Source organism: Nonomuraea marmarensis, from assembly GCF_043197025.1.
Classification (GTDB): Bacteria; Actinomycetota; Actinomycetes; order Streptosporangiales; family Streptosporangiaceae; genus Nonomuraea; species Nonomuraea marmarensis.
Genome location: NZ_JBICRM010000006.1, coordinates 316,395 through 335,457, shown reverse-complemented (window position 1 = coordinate 335,457; position 19,063 = coordinate 316,395). Strand labels below are relative to the sequence as shown.

Here is a 19,063-nt window from a genome sequence, read left to right as displayed (position 1 = left end):
CGTGTTAGCCAGGTAACGTCGGGTCGACACTAGGCCTTCGTGCGGGGGGTTGATGGTATGCGGTGGCAGGTCCACTCCGAGCGGACTCTTTACGCCGACCAGTGGCTGGACGTCCGGGTGGCGGATGTGGAGCTGCCCGATGGGCGCCATCTCGATCACCGGCTCGTACGCACGGCGCCGGGGGCGGGGGCCGTCGTCACCGATGACCAGAACCGGGTGCTGCTGATCTGGCGGCATCGCTTCATCACCGACAGCTGGGGCTGGGAGATCCCGCTCGGGCAGGTCGAAGAGGGGGAAATGCCGGGGGCGGCGGCCGCGCGGGAGGTCGAGGAGGAGACCGGCTGGCGGCCCGGGCCGCTGCGTCCGCTGCTCGCCATCCAGCCGACGAACGGCATCTCCGACAGCCTGCACCACATCTACCGGGGCGAGTCGGCCACCCACATCGGGCCGCCGTCGGATCCTTGGGAGGCGGAGCGGGTGGAATGGGTGCACCTGTCGAGCATCCGCCGGCTCATCGACAACGGCGAGATCGTCTGCGGGACGAGCATGTCCTCCCTGCTCTACCTCCTCAGCGAGAACCTCCCTGGGGCGCTCCCTTTTGACACCGGGTACGACCCGAACAAGCGCTTCCTCCTACCCGACTTGCCCGACCTCTTCTGACCCCCCGCACCCGTTCCGCCGAGCCGGCTTTCGGGGTCAGGAGAAGAGGTGGTCCACCACCCGGGCCGTGGCTTTGCCGTCGTCCCGGGGTGCGAAGGTGGCGCGGAAGGCGTCGTAGCGGTCCGCGTGTGCCGCCGCCACCTCGTCGATCGACATCAGCGCGTCGATCACCTGCGCCGACGTCGACAACACCGGGCCGGGCGCCTGCTCCGCCAGGTCCACGTAGAGCCCCCGCTTCGAAGAGTATTTCGGCAGGTCATAGCCATAGATCACGATAGGCCGACCCGTGGCGGCGAAGTCGAACATGACCGAGGAGTAGTCCGTCACCAGGACGTCGGTCACCAGCAGCAGGTCGGCGATGTCGGGATAAGTGGTGACGTCGTGGGCGATGTCGGGGACGGCGGGCATGGCCTGCATCGGGTGGGCGCGTACCAGGATCTCGTGGTCGGCGCCCAGCGCCTCCCTGGTCTTGGCCAGGTCCAGTTTGACCATCGCGTTCTTGCGGTCGTAGTCACGCCACGTCGGCGCGTACAGGATGACGCGCTTGCCCTCTACCAGGCCGAGGCGTTCGCGGATCGCCGCCGCCGGGCCGTCACGATCGGGCGAGTTGAGCACGTCGTTGCGGGGCAGGCCGCTCTCCAGGATCTCGCCCTTGTAGCCGAACGCGCGCCGCAGCACCGGCGTGGCCCACGGCGACTGCGACAACAGCAGGTCCCAGCCGCGCACCTCTGCCGCCTGGCGGTGCCAGATCGGCGGCTTCGGGTCGCGGGCCATGTGGGGCTGGTCGTTGCCGATGCGCTTGGCCGGGGTGCCGTGCCACGCCTGGACCACCATCTGGTCCTCACGCGCGCGGAACCAGGCGGGCAGGAACGAGTTGGTCACGATGTGGCGGGACCTGGCCAGCGCGGCGTGGTGTTCGCGGCTGCCGGCGCGGACGACGGTCGCGTTGCCGGGCGGCACGAAGGCGCCGTCCTTGACGATCCAGATGTGCTCGCGGTCGTCCCCGCGCCGCAGCCGCTCCTCGTAGATGGCGCGCACGCTGTCGGCGTAGAGGCGGCCGTCGTTGACCACGTAGACGGTGGCGTCGGTCAGGGGCTCCGTGCGCTGGGCGGGGTAGAAGACGCGGCGGAGGACATGGGTGCCCGCCACCCCGCGCTCGTCCGCCGGTCTGGCCTCCTCGACCGTGATCACCGGCACGTCGAAGCGGGTGGAGATCATGCGGTAGGTACGTTCGTCGAACGTGCGCGGATCCTCGTCCAGACCGGCGAGTGCCGCGTGGTCCATGCGCAGCGGCACGATCTCGCCATTGGACGGGTGGCGGAGCGACATGTTCCAGGTGCCGGACGCCAGGGGCACGGGCTCGCCGAAGCGGTCCATGGCGGCGGGCTGGACGCGTACGGAGAAGTCCTCGCCGGAGCGCTCCATCGGCAGCAGGTAGGACAGCCCCGAACGGTGGCGCAGCGTCAGATTGCGCGGCCCCGGCGCGTCCGGATAGTGGCCGCGCAGGAGGAGCGCGGGGCCCTCCCAGACCGCCGAGGTGATCACCGGGCGGATGCGGTGAGCCGAGACGACGACGCGGTCGCGGCGGTCGCCGAGCACGGTGATCTCGCGGTCGCCCACCGGCGTGCGCGTCTCCACCAGGTCGGCGAGCATGACGGACGCCGCCGGGTCGCCCTTGGGCTCCACCCAGAGCCGCCGCCCGTCCTTCTCCTGCAGCAGCGTGGGCACCACCAGCCCCAGCACCACCTGCGTGCCGTCGCCGGCGGGTGTGAAGTCGGCGGCGATGCGGTGGCCGCCCAGCCTGGCGTGGCCCTTGGTCACCGAGCGCCCCGGCAGGAAGATCTTGAGCTCCAGGCGTTCGCCCTCGACGGACACACCCGCCAGCTCGGCCCTGTTGGGCTGGAGGACGACCTGCAACGCCCGGTCTGACGTCCAGACCGGCCTGGCCCACCAGCCCGGCTTGAGCTTGCGCCCGGCAGGACGCTCGGGCCGGCCGACGGAGGAGCCGCGCAGCAGGCCCGTCGCCCGCGCGCCGCGGCTCCAGAACACGATCTCCGCCCGCCACGTCGTCGTGTCGGGCACCGAGGGCCGGTGGCGCATCCGGCGGCGCACGGCGGACACCACGCCGCGTACGGCGCCGCGCCAGCGCAGCGGCCACGGGCTCAGCTCGGCGGAAAAACCCGACCAGTCGTAGTTGCAGCCCGGCTCGCGCGCCCCGTGGGTGGCCTCCGGCGCCAGGACGCGGCGCGTACGCATCCGGATGGGCGGCAACCAGCGCGGCCCGCGCAGCACGACGGTCGCCCAGTTGAACCTGCGGCTGCGGACCGACAACCCGGCCAGGTAGGCGAAACCGGTGACGCGCAGCTTGCCGTTGACCCAGACGATGTCGTCGATGTGGGTCACCGGCACCAGGTCGGCGCGCCGCAGGCGGTAGAGGTCGGGTGGCAGCTCGTCGCGGAAGGGCAGGTCGGCGTACCAGCGCAGGCCCTTGCGGATGCGCTTGGACGGCTCGGCCGCCGCGGTCACGACCTTGGTGAGCGTCTCGCCCTCGACCAGCTCCTCGTCGGGGCGGTGCTCGATCAGGTGGCAGATGACCCGGCGCGCGACGGGCAGGTCACGTTTGACGCCCGCGTCGACCGCCGCCAGATAGGGGCGCAGGAGATCGAGCAGCTCGCGCCGCCGCGCGACGCCGCGCTTGACCACCACGTCGATGCGCGCCCCCAGGGGTCCGCTGAGCACCTCGGTGTCGAACGCCGCGTCGCGGCCCCCGGGGCCGACCGCTCGCATGACCGCTTCGAGAGGCTCGCCACGATCGCAGAGATCCTGGACAGCCTTCAGGCGCTCGCCGAGCGAATCGCCGCCCTGGCTTTGGGCTGTGACGCCGGTGGCCATAGGGGAGGCACCGCCTTTCGGGCCGCCATCAAGTGTTCTGCCCATGGTAATGGGAATCACATGTAACGGATTCGCCCGTTCGACGAAAGCGCAGGTCAGCTGCCTTACTGAAAATCCCCTGAACGTCCGTCCCAGCGCGCCCGGCGCATGTCCACCCGCTCGCCGCGCAACGGGGTGCCCTCTTCGCGCCAGTGCGCCAGGCAGCGTTGTACGTGGTCAGGGGCCGCTCCGGTGCCGTCGGAGTGCACGACGCGCCACCACGGCACACCGCCGCCCCACGTGGACATCACCTTGCCGACCTGGCGGGGGCCGCCCTCTCCCAAGTACTCGGCGATGTCGCCGTAGGCCATGACCTTGCCGGGCGGGATGCGTTCGACGAGGTCGAGCACCCGTTCGACGAAGGGGTTCACGGGCTCCATGCCGCCGGGCCCGCGTCGATGATCTCGTCGAACTTGCCGATCTCCACCACGCTGCCGCCCGACACGACCTCGATGACGCCGTCGCGCAGGGAGTAGACCTCGCCGTCCTCGCCCACGAGCCGGGCACCGAGCGCGGCCGACAGCCGCAGAAGCTGCGCCACCTGCCAGTCGGAGCCCGGCTCGCCGGCCAGCTGGCCCTGCCAGCGGGCAACCGCATGCGCGCCGCCCCGGTGACCGGCCACGATGTCAGATCCGCGCAGCTCGAAACCGGCCGGCGCGATGGCCCTCGCGAGCTCCGCGAAGGCGAGTGGCGACTCGCGCACCACCCGCAGCTCGTATCCCATGACGCGGGACCATAGCGGATCTTTACCCATTGCGCTGATTGGGCCGTCTACTCCTTGCGCTGATTGAGCACGATGATCGCGCCGCAGAAGGTGACGAGCGCCAGCAGCACGCCGCCCCCGTACAACCACAACCGCAACGGATCGGGCCCGGGACGCGTCGGCACGGGCGAGTCCTCACCCTGGCCGAAGTGCTCTTTCCCGGGTACGACGCTGCGTTGCACGCTGGTGAGCCGTTCGGCGGCGTTCAGTGCGGCGGCGGCGTCGACCACCCCGTACCCGGTCTGGTCGTCGTATCCGGCGGCGGGCCGGCCCCTGGCGCTCGCGGCCAGCGCCTGGGCCACCTGCTCCGGCGGCAGGCTGGGATAGCGCGACTTGATGAGCGCGACCACGCCCGACACGAGCGCGGCGGCCGAGCTGGTGCCCTCCGACAACTCGTAGCCGCTCTTGCGCTTGACCACGGGCACGCCCACGCCGGGCGCGGAGACCAGTACGGACAGGTTGTCGCTGCTGAACACGGCCCGCTTGCCCTGCTTGTCGGTGGCCGCCACGCCGATGACCCCCGAGTAGCCGGCCGGGAAGCTCCAGTAGGAGGTGCCGTTCTCCTTGGCGTAGTTGGTCTGGCCGTCGTTGCCCACGGCGGCGACCAGCACGACGCCCTTGCCGAGCGCGTAGGAGACGGCCTCGCGCTCCGACCTGAGCGGGCCGTAGGAGCCGATCGACATGCTGACGACCTGGGCTCCGTGGTTGGCCGCGTACCGCAGGGCACGCGCGAGCGGGGTCTCCGCGGCGGACTGCTGGTCTTCGAGCGGCGGTACGCCGTTCACCGGCTCGTCGTCGACGACCAGGGGCAACGACAGGATGCGGGCCTGCGGGGCGATGCCGATCAGCCCGTCGCCCTCCCCGGAGCCGGCGATGAGGCCGGCCATGGCGGTGCCGTGCCGGCCGGGCGGCACCTCCTGGTTCGCCACGCCCGAGGTCATGTCGGGGCCCGCGCTCACCCGGCCCTGCAGCTCCTTGACCTCGCGATCCACCGCGCTGTCCACGACGGCGACGGTGACGCCCGCGCCCTTGGTGAGGGTCCACGCCTGCTCGACGTTGAGCGCGTCGAGGACCCATTGTTGCTGGTCGCGTACCGGATCGGCGGCGGGGCCCGCGAACACGAGCAGCGCGGCCGCGAGCGTGCGTACAGCGGTCAGCACACGTTCCCCTGGGTGCAGGGCGGCACCTTGGGGGGGTCCGCCAGGAAGTAGGCGATCTGGTTGCCGATCGACTTGGCGGCCGGCCACAACTCGCTGTGCAGGATCTCCTCGGGCGGGATCGCGGCCCTGGTCCGCCCGTCGGCGTAACCCGCCGTCGAGAAGACGATGTACGGCCCCGCGCCCACCCAGCCGGTGCGCTGTCGCTGGTCGACGCCGAAACGTTCGGTCACCGTGCCGGGGAAGGCCACGGGCAGCACGCCCACGCGGTCGTCCTGGGTGAGCTCCTCGGTCGCCGAGACCCTGGACTCCTCGTCCTTCAGCACGGCGACGCCGACCGTGATGACGAACGACGCCGTCTGGTCGATGTACGTGGCCCGCAACATGGTCACGCAACCATGGCTCTCCAGCACCCCGGCCACGGAGGCGTCCACGCCCTTGCCGCATTCGGTCTCGGGTGCGATGCCGACGCGCCGCGCGTACTGCTGTGCCCGGTCGAGCCCGAGGTATTTCACCTCTTCGGGGAAGACTCCCGTCGCCGGCCACGCCTGCCAGCGCCGGGCGATCTCCTCCTGCTTGTACTGGTTCTGCTCGGCGGGGGTCAGCGGCCGGGAGCGGTTCTCGGCGAGCAGGCCGACCGTGCCGAGCAGCACGACGATGGCCGACACGGCCACGATGACGCCGAGCAGCGCCACGAATATGCGGCGGTAGCGCACGCCCTGCTGGAGGGTGTCCGACTCGGCGCGTTCCTTGGCGGCCGTGCGCCTGCGGGAGTCGGCCGCGGGCCAGGCGCGCACGCGTGACCGGCGGCCGGTGGTGGCGCCGAGCGGGTTTCTCCGTCCCGGCGTGGCTTCTCCGCCGGCGCGCGGGAGCCCTGAGGTCGACCTACGTGCCCTCACCACCGCCTCGTTCCATGTTCATGGCCTCACTCCGTGAGGCGGGCTCGGTCGCCCGGATGCCGCCGCCTTCCTCCGCTCTGGTCGCTCCGCTCCCGCCGCTCCTCCAGGCGACGGCGCTCCCTCGCGTGTCAATGGCCTCACTCCGTGAGGCGGGCTCGGTCGCCGGATGCCGCACTCGCATTGTGTCTATTTCGTCCCCCTTGATGGGGAGATCATGCGTCTTGCGAGCTGTGTGCCCGACGTACGCGTCTGACCAGGATGAATATGACGGCCAGGGACGCGAGCGCGCCGACGGCCGCGGCTGCGGCGATGGCGGCGTAGACCGTGACGAGCTTCTCGTCCCTGACGATGACCTTGACGGGACCGGCGCGCCCGCCGGCCAGCGGCGCGGTGGGGTCCTGGGCCTGGGCGCCCGTGGCGGTCTCGGTGTGCCCGGCCAGCTTGCCGGCCTCGGCCAGGGCCTTGGCGGCGTTCACGATGCCGAAGCCGGTGCCGGTGTCGTAGCCGCCCGGGGGCCGGTCGGTGGCGCTTTCGGCCAGGGCTCGCGCGACGAGCGGCGGCGACATGTCCGGAAATTTTGCCTTAATGAGGGCGGCCACTCCGGACACCAGCGCGGTCGCCTGCGAGGTGCCCCTGCCGACCCAGTATTCGTCGCCGGGACCCGCCCCCATGATGTCGACGCCGGGCGCGGCCACCAGCACGGAGGAGTTCCAGTTGGAGAACGTGGCCCGCCGCAGCCGCCGGTCCGTCGCCCCCACCGAGACCACTCCGGGGAACGCCGCCGGATAGGAGTAGGGCGCGAAGTCACCGTCGATCTTCCGGTCGCCGTCGTTGCCCGCGGCGGCCACCAGCACGACGCCCTTGGAGATGGCGTAGCGGATGGCCGCCCGCTCCTCCCTGGTCGCCAGCTCCTTGGAGATCGACATGTTGATCACGTCCGCCCCCTCGTCCACCGCGTAGCGAATGCCTCGGGCCACCACGTTCTCGAAGCGCTCCGCCGAGTTGAACTCCCTGAAACCCGGCTCCTCGTCCTCGAGGATGACCCTCACTGACAGTACGTCCGCTTCGGGCGCGACGCCGATGATCCCCAGTTTTCCCCCGCTGCCGTGGCCGTGCCCGGCGATCAACGAGGCCATGTACGTGCCGTGCAGCCGGTTCGGGGCGACCCCCGGCGGGTTCGCGCCCTCGGTGAAATCCCGGCCCACCCGCACCGACCCGGCCAGGTCGCGATGGCGGGGATCGACGCCGGAGTCGAGCACGGCCACCGTCACGCCCGTGCCCTTGCTGGTCTGCCACGCCCGGGTCAGCTCCAGCGTCCTGATCACCGGCTGCTGCCCGCCGCGTACGTCGTCGGCCAGCGCGGGCGGCGTAGTGAGCGTCGCGAACATCAGCCCCGTGAACAGCGCGATCGCCCCACCCCGCCTCAGCACTGCCACTCCCCGGCCGTGCAGTCGGGCATCCTGGGCGTGCTCAGATCGCTCAGCACCCGCTCGGACATCTCGGTGGCGAAGGCGAAGATGGCCGGCCGCGGCTCGCCCGCCGCGTCCGCGGGCCGGCCGTCCACCTGACCGGCCGTGGTCAGCACCAGGTACGGCCCCGCCTGCCGGACCGATCCGGACTGGCGCACGGAAGCGGTGAACCGGTCGGACACCGTGCCGCTGAAGGCCAGCGGACGCAGCCCAGGCACGGGTTTGCCGCTGTCGGAGAAGGCGGACTTGGCGCGTACGGCATCCGACTCATCGGCGAGCGCCACGACGCCGATCGTGACGAGCACACCGCGCAGCGCGTCGATGTACGTGGCCCGCAACACGCCCTTGCAACCCGCCTTGCGCAGGGCCTTGGCCGCCTTGGCGTCCACGGAGTCGCAGGCGGTCCGCGGTGAGATGCCGATCCGGCTGGCACGTTCCTGGCCGCCCTGCTCGGCGGAGTACGGCAGTGTGGCGGGGAAGATACGTCCCGAGGGCCAGGTGCGCCACCGCTCGGCGACCTCGCGCTTGGCCGCCGCGTGCAACTCCGCGGTGCTCGGGCCGCGGGTGAGCTCCGTGCCCGCCGCGCTGCCCGCCACCCCGGCGGCCACCGCGCAGACCAGGGTCAGCGCGGAGGCCACCACGAGCGTCGGCCAAGGACGGGCGGAGTTCACGCCATCGACCTTAATGGGGGCGTCCTGGGAACATCCCCAGAAAACCCTTAGTAGCTGGGCAAGCTCGGGTCCACGGTCTTGACCCAGCTCAGCACGCCGCCGCCGACGTGCACGGCGTCGGAGAAGCCGGCGCTCTTGACGACCGCCAGGGCCTCGGCCGAACGCGCACCCGACTTGCAGTGGAGCACGATGCGCTTGTCCTGCGGCAGCTTCTCCAGGGCCGAGCCGTTGAGGAACTCACCCTTCGGGATCAGCGTGGCGCCGGGGATGGAGACGATCTCGTACTCGTTGGGCTCGCGGACGTCGACGAGGAAGATCTTGTCGCCGTTGTCCTGCATGGCCTTGAGCTCCTGCGCGGTGATCGTGGAGCCGCTGGCGGCCTGCGCGGCCTCGTCGGAGATCGCGCCGCAGAACGCCTCGTAGTCCTCGAGCAGCTTGGTGACCGTCGGGTTCTTGCCGCACAACACGCACTCGGGGTCCTTGCGGACCTTGACGTCGCGGTATTTCATCTCCAGGGCGTCATAGATCATCAGCCGCCCGACCAGCGGGTCGCCGATGCCCGTCAGCAGCTTGATGGCCTCGTTGACCTGGATGGAGCCGATCGACGCGCACAGCACGCCGAGCACGCCGCCCTCAGCGCACGACGGCACCATGCCGGGAGGCGGGGGCTCCGGGTAGAGGCAGCGGTAGCAGGGCCCGTGCTCGGCCCAGAACACGCTCGCCTGGCCGTCGAAGCGGTAGATCGAGCCCCAGACGTACGGCTTGCCGAGCAGCACCGCGGCGTCGTTCACCATGTAACGCGTGGCGAAATTGTCGGTGCCGTCGACGATGAGGTCGTAGCCGGAGAAGATCTCCATGACGTTTTCCGTGGTCAGGGCCGTGTTGTGGATCACGACCTCGACCAGCGGGTTGATCTCGCGGACTGACGCCGCGGCGCTCTCGGCCTTGAGCCTGCCCACGTCGGACTGGCCGTGGATGATCTGGCGCTGCAGGTTGGACTCATCGACCACGTCGAAGTCGATGATGCCGAGGGTGCCGACGCCCGCCGCCGCGAGGTACATCAGCGCGGGCGAGCCCAGGCCCCCGGCGCCCACACACAGCACCTTGGCGTTCTTCAGCCGCTTCTGCCCCGCCATGCCCACGTCGGGAATGATCAGGTGGCGCGAGTAGCGGCGCACTTCGTCGACGGTCAGCTCTGCGGCCGGCTCGACCAGCGGTGGCAACGACACTTTCTACGCTCCCGTTCCAGGGGGTCTTATCTCCACGTTGAAACCTAGTTGGCGAGTGGGGCATTCCCCAACCGAGTCTCACTGATCAGACGGCGTGCTTCCGTCGCCACGACCTGCGGCATCTCCATCATCGCCACGTGTCCCGCCGTCGGCAGCAACACGAGTCTGACCTGCCGGAACGTACGTCCTGCCTTCGCGGCCATGGCCGGGCGGACGAGCCGGTCGTGCCTGCCGTGCACGATCAGGGTCGGCGCCTGGACCTTGGCCGCCTGGCGCCAGAGGTTGCCCTCGCCGAGGCGGAAGTATTCGGCGACGATGCCCCGGGCCGAGCCGATCATCGCCTCGCCGGCGTGGGGGAGGCGGTCTCTCCTGCGGAGTTCCTCTATGGCGTCGCGCATGCGTACCGGGTGGACGGCGTTCGAGTTGGCCCAGACCATCGCGAAGGAGGCGTTGATGCGCTGCTCGGCCGGGAGCAGGCGGAGCCTGCTCGCCACCCATTCGCCCAGCATGGGCAGCGCGGCGGCGGCCACGCGCACGGGGCCGAACCTGGGGCGCAGGTCGGGGAGGGCCGGGGAGATGAGGGTGAGCGAACGGACCAGGTCCGGGCGGGTGGCGGCGACCCGGACGGCGATCGCGCCGCCGAGGGAGTTGCCGAACAGGTGCGCCGGGCCCGTGTGCTCCATCAGCTCTGTCACGGCCCTGGCGTGGCCCTCGACGGTGTAGTCGCCGTCGGCCGGGGCGGGCGAGAAACCCGCGCCCGGGAGGTCGAGGGCGTGACCGGTGACCGTGTCCTTGAGCTCGTCCATGAGGTCGGTCCAGTTGGTCGCCGAGCCGGCCAGGCCGTGTACGAAGACCGCCTGCTCCTGGTGTCGCTTGGGGCCTGGCTGGGTCGATCGGACGTGCACCGAGCCGATCATGCGTCCCGGCCAGTGCGGGGTCGGCTCCACCGCCATGCTGCTTCCTCCTTGTCGTTCCTTTCAACGATAACCATCGCGCCTGGGTGGGGTCCGTATTCCGTACAGACCGGTTCTTACTCTGATTTTTCGGGACATCAGGGCGCATATGTCCCGGCGACGGATCATCGGCAAGCGCCCCACCACGAAGCCCCGGCCGACCACCGCGGATCGCCATCCAGCACCCAGCCCGGTGCCGCGGAGCATGGCGACCACGAAGGCTCGGGTGTCATGGCCGCGTCGCATTCGAGCGTCGTGGCCGCGTCATGGACGTAGCAACCGTCGGCGGTCCGGACCCTCACTACCAATTCGGGCATATCGGTCTATTTCGATGCATAAATGCCTAATGGATCTCATGACGGCCTAAGAGTGCGGCAAAAGCTGCGGTTTGCCGTTTATGGGAGTCAAGGTCGGTAAGCATGACAACCAGCGGTACCCAGCGTGACCACGCAGAAACTCACCGTTAGCGATGGGATAAGCCAGAAACTCGGGCGCTTCCGGGGCTCAGGCAATGCGGAAGACATCTCCGGAGGGAAGCACAATGCCGCCTCCGAGGCAATGATGGCGCCGCCGCACCCAATAACGCAGCTCGCCGACGAGATCGATGAGCGTCAACATACCGGCCGTCACAATGATGGCGAGCACGAGCACCACCGCCGGCGGCGAACGAGGCAACCGGCGTCGCGGCGATACATATGTTCGCCGACCTTCGCGTCTTGGAGTGACACCGCAGGCGAGGACATCAAGGCTCGCGCTTATCCGGCATGGCCGAGGAAGAAGCCCTGCCGACGAGACGATCAAAGCCACCTGCGGCCACTCCATCAATCTCGGCACAATCGGACATATCATGCCATTTCATTGGATAGATGTTTAATGCGAGCAATAGGACGGCTAATGTATAGCAAAATAGGGTGATTCCCGTTTGCCCGCCGTCTGCCCCGGAAATGACATTCAACGGATAGCTCCTCAGTAGCCGTCCAAGACTTTGTTTCGGGGTAATCCGGAAACATCGAGAACGGGGCAACCGATCCTTTAGGGGGAAAAACGCAATGCCCGAGCTCAAGAGTGTTATCGCAGGCCTCGCCATCAGCACGGCACTGACCGGCGGCGTGGTCGGCCTGGGCGCCACGACGACCGCCGCCGAGGCCGCCAGCCCGGTCTACACCGGCAAGACCATCCTCAACGACGACGGCTTCGGCGACGACAGCTTCGGCGACGATGGCTTCGGCGACGTTGTCGACTTCGGTGACTCCGGCCGCCGCAACCGCCGCGACGGATTCGGCTTCGGTGGCTTCGGTGGAGGCGGCTTCGGCGGCCACCGTTGCCACCGGGGCGGTGGATGGGGCCGCGGCAACAACAAGGACTTCTGCGTCAACGTCACGAACGACAACTTCAACGACACCTTCGATGACAGGCGCGACTTCAGGCGCGACGACAGGCGCGAGCACGACAAGTTCAAGTTCAAGGACCACGAGCGGCGCGACGACAAGCGCGTCGTGAAGCCGCATCATGACCAATGACATGATCGTGCGCTGATGGCGTAGGGATGAGTGTCCGTATTCGGTTGGATGGTCGTTGTTCACTGTGAGTGAATTCGACCGGTGAATGTCGGGTTCTCGGGAGTGGTCCGCGTTTTGTGCACGGTTCGGCTCTGAGGTTCATTTCTCCGCGTCTCCACGGTGGTTCCAGGTGAGGGCTCCGCTGGCATTGGCCAGGGAGCCCTCGCTGTTCCGTGCGTCGGGTGCTGTTTGTTGTTTGCGAGGTGCTGTTTGTCGGGTGCGGTTTGCCGTCTGTCGTGTGCCGTCGAGTCCGCGGGGGCTGGGCGGCTGGCGGTTGTGTGCGGTAAATGCTATGAGGATGGCTGCTATCGGGCAAAATCGGACAATTCTGGTTTGTGGGTTATTCGTCGGGATATATGCAGGATACGGATGATTCGCTAACGGTCATCCGAGGCGTTGCCCGGTAATCCTGGTGGTTGTCGGGGAGCGTCGAGAACGGGGCGATCGATCCTTTAGGGGGAAACGCAATGCCCGAGCTCAAGAGTGTTATCGCAGGCCTCGCCATCAGCACGGCACTGACCGGCGGCGTGGTCGGCCTGGGCGCGGCGACGACCGCGGCCAGCGCTGCCGCCCAGGTCAGCACCGGCACATCCGTCCTCACCGGGCACGGCTGCGGCTGGCGCCGCTGCGGGGGCGGCGGGCGGCACCACAACCGTGTCCGGGTCAACGTCTTCAACAACAACGTCAACCGCAACGACAACATCAACCGCCGCCACGAGCGTCGCTTCGACCGCTTCAACCACTTCAACCGGTTCGACCACGACCGCCACGACCACGACCACGACGACTTCGATTTCGATGATGAAGACTCGGAGTAGAGCTCACGCCACGGCCTGAGCGCGTGGTGCATTTCCGAGCGCCACTCAGGAGTCCGCCAACGCGATGAACTCCGGATACACCAGTGAGTGCCCGTATTCGCCTGGACCGACATACTCCTCGCGGAGGACGTCCATCCGGCGAATACGGGCACTCACACCTTGCTGCACAAGCCACACCCGGCCATGGCATGACTCCAGCCGAGACCGAAGCGGCGGAGCATCGCTCGCACACGAGCGCCTGCCGCCTCCGGGGAGCGATCAGCACGGCGGCCCCGGATCGTGGCCGGCCCGACCAGACAGGAACACCCGATCTCGAAAGTGCGATTCCTCCAGCCCGTCGGCAAGACTCACGATCTTCATGATGGGCACCCGGTCGTGGACCTTGGTGTGGAGACGGGCGAAGATCAGGCCACCGCCGGAAGATGACCTTCCGCTGCGACGGCGCCGAGGCGACCGAGGATCTCCCGGCCTGGATCAAAGCCGAGGCCGACCGCCGCCCTGGCATTGACTGGCGCTACAGCGTGGGCTTCTGGCCGAGGGCCGGCCGAGAAACGCGGACAACGATTTCAGGCCACCGCCACCGACCTGCCACGCCATGGCGGCCAACCGAGCCTGGTGCCTGGCCGTCATGCTCGCCGCCGACCTGATCCGAGCCTGGACTGCCATCCGTGCCCTCGGCACCGCCGCGGCACCGCCATAACCACCGCTCGCAACCGTCCCGACCAGATGAAAGGCCCAGGCCGCCGGGCCGCCAGAGAAACATAGGCCCGGCTCTCAAGATCCTGGAAGGTCGATCGAGGTTGGCGATTGATGGCCGTGCTGCCAGGAAAATTCGTATGTGGCGAGCACGCTTGCGTGCTGCCACGGTCGGCGCAGAAAAGTGTGAGTGCCCGTATTCGCTGGATGGACGTCCTCCGCGTGGAGTATGTCGATCCAGGCGAATACGGGCACTCATTCGTGTACTCGGAGTTCATTGCGTTGGCGGACTCCTGAGTGGCGCTCGGAAATGCGCCACGCGCTCAGGCCGTGGCGTGAGCTCTACTCCCAGTCTCCATCACCCTCATCGAAATCGAAGTTGTCGTGGTCGCGGCGGTCGTGGCGGTCGTGGTCGAACCGGTTGAAGCGATTGAACCGGTCGAAGCGACGCTCGTCGTGACGGTTGACATTGTCGTTGCGATTGATGTTGTTGTTGAAGACATTGACCCGGACATGGAGCCGCTTGTGGTGGCGCCCGCGCCCGCCCCAGCAGCGGCGCGAACCGCAGCCGTGCCCGGTGAGGACGGATGTGCCGGTGCTGACCTGGGTGGCAGCGCTGGCCGCGGTCGTCGCCGCGCCCAGGCCGACCACGCCGCCGGTCAGTGCCGTGCTGATGGCGAGGCCTGCGATAACACTCTTGAGCTCGGGCATTGCGTTTTCCCCCTAAAGGATCGATCGCCCCGTTCTCGACGCTCCCCGACAATCACCAGGATTACCGGGCAACGCCTCGGATGACCGTTAGCGAATCATCCGTATCCTGCATATATCCCGACGAATAACCCACAAACCGGAATTGTCCGATTTTGCCCGATAGCAGCCATCCTCATAGCATTTACCGCACACAGCCGTCAGCCGCCCAGCCCCCGCGGACTCGACGGCACACGACAGATAACAAAAAAGCACCCCGCACACAAAAACACCGCACCCCACGCACGGAACAGCGAGGGCTCCCTGGCCAATGCCAGCGGAGCCCTCACCTGGAACCACCGTGGAGACGCGGAGAAATGAACCTCAGAGCCGAACCGTGCACAAAACGCGGACCACTCCCGAGAACCCAACATTCACCAGTCGAATTCACTCACTGTGAACAACGACCGCCCGCTCGAATACGGGCACCCATCCCTACGCCATCAGCGCACGGTCATGTCATCAGCCTCACGGCGTTTCGGCCGCATCAACGGCCGGGTCGGTCAGTCCTCCGACGTACTTCTCCTTCTCCTTCTCCTGCTCCTTCTCCTCCTCCTTCTGCGGCTTAATGACCTCGAGCCGCCTCTCTTCGGGCTTGAATTCGAACCTCTCGTCGTCCCTGTCCCAGCGCCTGTCGTGGCGCCTCTCGTTGTTGAAGTGGTCGTTCTGGTTGAAGTTGCGGTTATGGATGTTCAGCCGAACGTGCGTTCTGTTGTTGTGACGGCGGCCGCCGCACCAGCGAAAGCCATGGCAGCCGCCCCCGGTGAGGACGGGCGTGCCGGTGCTGACCTGGGTGGCAGCGCTGGCCGCGGTCGTCGTCGCGCCCAGGCCGACCACGCCGCCGGTCAGTGCCGTGCTGATGGCGAGGCCTGCGATAACACTCTTGAGCTCGGGCATTGCGTTTTCCCCCTAAAGGATCGATTGCCCCGTTCTCGATGTTTCCGGATTACCCTGAAACAAGTCTTGGACGGCTACTGAGGAGTCATCCGTTGAATGTCATTTCCGAGGCAGCTGGCAGACAAACAACAATCACCCTATTTTGCTATGCATTAACGATCTTATTGCTTGCATTAAACATTTATCCAATGAAATGATATGGATTATCCGGATATGTCCACTTTGTTGATCGCCAGGCAGTCAGTGGCGGCTGGTGGCCCGGCTGGTAGAGCGCCAGAATGAGCCGCGGGGCCCTACGGGAGCAGTGGTCTCAGCCCAGCCGCAGGCGAAGCTGCGGGCCTCGCGGGAGCGGACGCCTCAGCCCAGTCCGCGGCCGCGTCCGCGGCCAGCGGACGAGCCGACCCGCGGGCAGAGGATCGGCGGACCCCGCGGGTGCGGTCCCGGTCCAAGCTGGACGATCAGTCGCGGACGAACTGCTTGTCGAGCGAGTGCTGCGGCCGGCAGCATCTCCAGGCGCCGGCACCATACGGCGCGGCCGACCCAGTCGGCGGGGACGTCCGTGTCGCCGACCAAGTGGTCGGGGAAGACGTCGGCGAGCTGGTCGAACCGCTACAGGGACAGCTGCCTGAGGATTCGCCTCTTGTCAGGGATGGGGACGCGCAGGACGGCCAGTACGTTGAGACGAACTCCGTCCGCTACGTTCGCGCCGGAGGTGCCTGGGGGCGCCTTCGCGCACCTCTTGGTGTACATCACGACCGGAGGTTCTGGGGGTCCAGCAGGGCAAGGGGGCTCTCCGGAGCTGATCTGCATAGCGCCCCCTCGGGGAGAACCATGCCTTGGGTGCCCGAACTAGGCGGATTTGCGAGTTTTGCGTTTTGGCGGCGCCTTTTCTTCTTCCTTGGACTTGTCCGCGGCCTTCTTCGCCTTGGCGGGCTGGCCTTCCCGTTCGCGTTTCGCCGCGTCGACGCTGGCTCGCAGCGCGGCCATGAGGTCCACCGCCGGACCCGCTTCCTCCTCCTCGCGCGGCGCGATGACCTCCTTGCCCGCCACCTTCGCCTCGATCACCTGCTGCAGGGCCTCACGGTAGGTGTCGTGGTACTCGCTCGGGTCGAAGTCCGACTCCATCGTGGAGATCAGGGATTCGGCCATCGAGAGCTCCTGGGCCCGTACGTCGATGTCCTCCTCCAGGAAGCCGAAGTCCGGCGTGCGGATCTCGTCCGGCCAGAGCATCGTCTCCAGGACGAAGACGCCGTTGCGTACCCTCAGCGTGGCCAGGGACTCCCGCTGCCGCAGCGCCACCTTGACCACCGCCACCTGGCCCGAACTCTCCAGCGCGTTGCGCAGCAGCACGTACGGCTTCGCCCCCTGGGCATCCGGCTCGAGATAGTACGACTTGGCGAAGTAAATAGGGTCGATCTGTTCGGCCGGAGCGAACTGGAGGACGTCGATCCTGCGTGACGTGCTCAGCGGCAGGTCCTCGAAGTCCTCATCGGTGAGCACCACCATCTCCCCGGTCGCCAGCTCATACCCCTTGGCGATCTCCGAGTACGGGACCTCTTCCCCGTCCTGCGTGCACACACGCTTGTAGCGGATGCGTCCGCCGTCCTCGCGATGCACCTGGTGGAACGTCACGTCCTTCTGCTCGGTTGCCGAGTAGAGCTTGACCGGGATCGTGACCAGCCCAAAGGAGATCGCACCCTTCCAGATGCTGCGCATGGTCACTCCTCAGCTCTCAAACGGCTCACCAGTGGGCACATACCCGTCATGGGGCAACCAATGCCATACCCAATCGAACCAATGCTCGCCGTACCTGGGGAACTACCCTCCGAACGCGATCAGTACGGTCTCGAGGTCAAGTGGGACGGCATCCGCGCCATCGTCCATCTTGACGGCGGGCTGCGGGTGACGGGGCGGCATGGGGCGGAGTACACACGTCGTTATCCAGAAATTTCCGGTTTCGGGATTAAGAACGCGATCATCGATGGCGAGGTCGTGGCCCTCGATCCGCACGGCAGGCCCAGTTTCGAGCGGTTGCAGCACCGCATGCACCTCACCGATCCCGAGCCGGTGATGACGCGGCTGTACCCGATCACGTACATGCCGTTCGACCTGCTCTATCTCGACGGCACCCCGCTGTTCGACCTCCCCTACCGCGATCGCCGGGCGCTGCTCGACGAGCTCGACGTCGGCGCGCCCCCCTACTTCCCCGGCGACTCCGACCTGCTCACCGCCACGTACGAGCAGGGCCTCGAAGGCGTGGTCGCCAAGCGGCTCGACTCCCCCTACCGGGCCGGCACGCGTTCACCCTGGTGGATCAAGGTGAAGAACCTGAGCACCAGGGAGGTCGTGATCGGCGGCTGGAAACCGGGCAAGGGCCGCCGGGCGGGCGGGATCGGGTCGCTGGTCATGGGGGTGTTCACGGACGAGGGGCTGACGTACGTCGGACATGTCGGCACCGGCTTCACCGACGCCGTGCTCGACGGCCTCTTCCAGCGGCTGCGACCGCTGGAGATCGCGCGCAGCCCGTTCCGCAACGAGGTTCCGTGGCGGAATCGATGGGTCAGGCCAGATCTGGTCGGAGAGGTGGCCTACACGATGTGGACCGACGAGCAGCGGCTGCGGCACCCCGTCTGGCGCGGGCTGCGACCCGACAAGCTCCCCTCGGAGGTGAGACTGTGAAGGTCGAGGAGGTGACGCCATGAAGGTGCCGGTCAAGGTCGAAGGGCGCGAGCTGACGCTGAGCAACCTGGACAAGGTGCTCTATCCGGACTACGGCTTCACCAAGGCCGAGGTCATCGACTACTACAGCCGCATCGCGCCCGTACTGCTGCCGCACCTCCGAGGCAGGCCCCTGACCGTCAAGCGCTACCCGAACGGCGTCGACGCCCAGTTCTTCTTCGAGAAGAACGCCCCGGAGCACACCCCCGGCTGGGTCAGGCGCGTCAACCTGCCCGTCCCCGGCAGCACCAAGGACCGCCAGAGCATCGACTTCGCCGTCATCGACGACCTGCCCACGCTCGTCTACTACGCCAACCTCGCCGCGCTCGAACTGCACGTCCCCCAGTGGCGCGTCGACGGTGACGGCGCGGCGCTGCCGCCCGACACGCTCGTGTTCGACCTCGACCCCGGGCAGCCCGCGACGATCGTGGAGTGTTGCCAGGTGGCGCTCATGCTGCGCGAGGTGCTGCGGGAGGAGGGGCTCACGGCCAGGCCGAAGACCAGCGGGAACAAGGGCATGCAGCTGTACGCGGACTGGGACTGCCGCGAGGAGCCCTCCGCGTACGCCAAGAGGCTGGCCCAGCGCCTGGAGAAGGAGCACCCCGGACAGGTCGTCAGCGTGATGACGAGGAAGGCCAGGCCGGGCAAGGTGTTCATCGACTGGAGCCAGAACAACCCGGCCAAGACCACCGTGGCGCCGTACTCGCTGCGGGCCAGAGAGCGGCCCACGGTCTCGACGCCGCTGCTGTGGAAGGAGGTCGAAGGTTGCGAACACCCTGAGGACCTGGTGTTCGAGGCGCCGGACGTACTCGCCAGAGTGGAGAAACACGGCGACCTTTTCGGCCGGGCGTAGGCTGGTTGCGTCCACACCAAGAGGGGGACCGAAGATGTCGGAG

Annotated in this window: 19 protein-coding genes; 5 read left to right on the top strand and 14 right to left on the bottom strand. The window is 67.9% G+C overall.

What is annotated here, in order from left to right; genetic code table 11:
- The first annotated feature begins 57 nt into the window (after window positions 1-57).
- Window positions 58-660 (top strand): NUDIX domain-containing protein, encoded by a 603-nt coding sequence (locus ACFLIM_RS12800; RefSeq protein ID WP_393164758.1) that lies wholly within the window; start codon window positions 58-60, stop codon window positions 658-660.
- Between the two features lie 36 nt (window positions 661-696).
- On the opposite strand, the gene ACFLIM_RS12795 is transcribed toward ACFLIM_RS12800, so the two are convergent.
- From ACFLIM_RS12795 to ACFLIM_RS12745, 11 genes are all read right to left on the bottom strand, one after another.
- A complete protein-coding gene (locus ACFLIM_RS12795) occupies window positions 697-3,447 on the bottom strand; it encodes a CDP-glycerol glycerophosphotransferase family protein (protein WP_393164756.1) in 2,751 nt (916 codons plus the stop codon).
- Window positions 3,448-3,656: 209 nt separating this feature from the next.
- Window positions 3,657-3,971: an MGMT family protein gene (locus ACFLIM_RS12790; RefSeq protein ID WP_393164754.1), complete on the bottom strand. Its 315-nt coding sequence runs from the start codon at window positions 3,969-3,971 to the stop codon at window positions 3,657-3,659.
- Window positions 3,959-4,315: a hypothetical protein gene (locus ACFLIM_RS12785; RefSeq protein ID WP_393164752.1), complete on the bottom strand. Its 357-nt coding sequence runs from the start codon at window positions 4,313-4,315 to the stop codon at window positions 3,959-3,961. The genes ACFLIM_RS12790 and ACFLIM_RS12785 overlap by 13 nt, the downstream gene beginning before the upstream one ends.
- A 47-nt stretch (window positions 4,316-4,362) precedes the next feature.
- The gene (locus ACFLIM_RS12780; protein WP_393164750.1) at window positions 4,363-5,514 is read right to left on the bottom strand and encodes a S8 family peptidase; all 1,152 of its coding nucleotides are present in this window, start codon (window positions 5,512-5,514) and stop codon (window positions 4,363-4,365) included.
- Window positions 5,508-6,410, bottom strand: coding sequence for a hypothetical protein (locus ACFLIM_RS12775; RefSeq protein WP_393164748.1), 903 nt, complete (start codon window positions 6,408-6,410; stop codon window positions 5,508-5,510). Before ACFLIM_RS12775 ends, ACFLIM_RS12780 begins: the two co-directional genes overlap by 7 nt.
- A 212-nt stretch (window positions 6,411-6,622) precedes the next feature.
- Window positions 6,623-7,840 (bottom strand): S8 family serine peptidase, encoded by a 1,218-nt coding sequence (locus tag ACFLIM_RS12770; RefSeq protein ID WP_393164746.1) that lies wholly within the window; start codon window positions 7,838-7,840, stop codon window positions 6,623-6,625.
- Window positions 7,834-8,550, bottom strand: coding sequence for a hypothetical protein (locus ACFLIM_RS12765; protein WP_393164744.1), 717 nt, complete (start codon window positions 8,548-8,550; stop codon window positions 7,834-7,836). The genes ACFLIM_RS12770 and ACFLIM_RS12765 overlap by 7 nt, the downstream gene beginning before the upstream one ends.
- Window positions 8,551-8,597: 47 nt before the next feature.
- The gene (gene moeZ, locus ACFLIM_RS12760; RefSeq protein ID WP_393164742.1) at window positions 8,598-9,779 is read right to left on the bottom strand and encodes an adenylyltransferase/sulfurtransferase MoeZ; all 1,182 of its coding nucleotides are present in this window, start codon (window positions 9,777-9,779) and stop codon (window positions 8,598-8,600) included.
- Between the two features lie 44 nt (window positions 9,780-9,823).
- Complete coding sequence (locus tag ACFLIM_RS12755; protein ID WP_393164740.1) at window positions 9,824-10,732, bottom strand: alpha/beta fold hydrolase; 909 nt, start codon at window positions 10,730-10,732, stop codon at window positions 9,824-9,826.
- 504 nt (window positions 10,733-11,236) lie between these two features.
- Window positions 11,237-11,377: a hypothetical protein gene (locus ACFLIM_RS12750; RefSeq protein WP_393164738.1), complete on the bottom strand. Its 141-nt coding sequence runs from the start codon at window positions 11,375-11,377 to the stop codon at window positions 11,237-11,239.
- A gap of 97 nt (window positions 11,378-11,474) precedes the next feature.
- Window positions 11,475-11,687: a hypothetical protein gene (locus ACFLIM_RS12745; RefSeq protein ID WP_393164736.1), complete on the bottom strand. Its 213-nt coding sequence runs from the start codon at window positions 11,685-11,687 to the stop codon at window positions 11,475-11,477.
- A 94-nt stretch (window positions 11,688-11,781) separates the two neighbouring features.
- Between ACFLIM_RS12745 and ACFLIM_RS12740 the strand changes: the two genes are divergently transcribed.
- Window positions 11,782-12,252, top strand: a complete 471-nt coding sequence (locus ACFLIM_RS12740; protein ID WP_393164734.1) for a hypothetical protein — start codon at window positions 11,782-11,784, stop codon at window positions 12,250-12,252.
- A 506-nt stretch (window positions 12,253-12,758) separates the two neighbouring features.
- The gene (locus ACFLIM_RS12735) at window positions 12,759-13,109 is read left to right on the top strand and encodes a hypothetical protein (protein ID WP_393164732.1); all 351 of its coding nucleotides are present in this window, start codon (window positions 12,759-12,761) and stop codon (window positions 13,107-13,109) included.
- A gap of 1,038 nt (window positions 13,110-14,147) precedes the next feature.
- On the opposite strand, the gene ACFLIM_RS12730 is transcribed toward ACFLIM_RS12735, so the two are convergent.
- The 3 genes from ACFLIM_RS12730 to ku all read right to left on the bottom strand — a co-directional run bounded on the left by ACFLIM_RS12730 (window position 14,148) and on the right by ku (window position 17,165).
- Window positions 14,148-14,516 (bottom strand): hypothetical protein, encoded by a 369-nt coding sequence (locus ACFLIM_RS12730; protein ID WP_393164730.1) that lies wholly within the window; start codon window positions 14,514-14,516, stop codon window positions 14,148-14,150.
- A gap of 504 nt (window positions 14,517-15,020) precedes the next feature.
- Window positions 15,021-15,449 (bottom strand): hypothetical protein, encoded by a 429-nt coding sequence (locus ACFLIM_RS12725; RefSeq protein WP_393164728.1) that lies wholly within the window; start codon window positions 15,447-15,449, stop codon window positions 15,021-15,023.
- Window positions 15,450-16,298: 849 nt separating this feature from the next.
- A complete protein-coding gene (gene ku, locus ACFLIM_RS12720) occupies window positions 16,299-17,165 on the bottom strand; it encodes a non-homologous end joining protein Ku (RefSeq protein ID WP_393164726.1) in 867 nt (288 codons plus the stop codon).
- 81 nt (window positions 17,166-17,246) lie between these two features.
- Between ku and ligD (ACFLIM_RS12715) the strand changes: the two genes are divergently transcribed.
- Entirely contained in the window at window positions 17,247-18,128 is an 882-nt protein-coding gene (gene ligD, locus ACFLIM_RS12715; RefSeq protein ID WP_393164724.1) for a non-homologous end-joining DNA ligase, read from the top strand.
- Window positions 18,129-18,147: 19 nt separating this feature from the next.
- A complete protein-coding gene (ligD, locus tag ACFLIM_RS12710; RefSeq protein WP_393164722.1) occupies window positions 18,148-19,020 on the top strand; it encodes a non-homologous end-joining DNA ligase in 873 nt (290 codons plus the stop codon).
- Window positions 19,021-19,063: the final 43 nt, after the last annotated feature.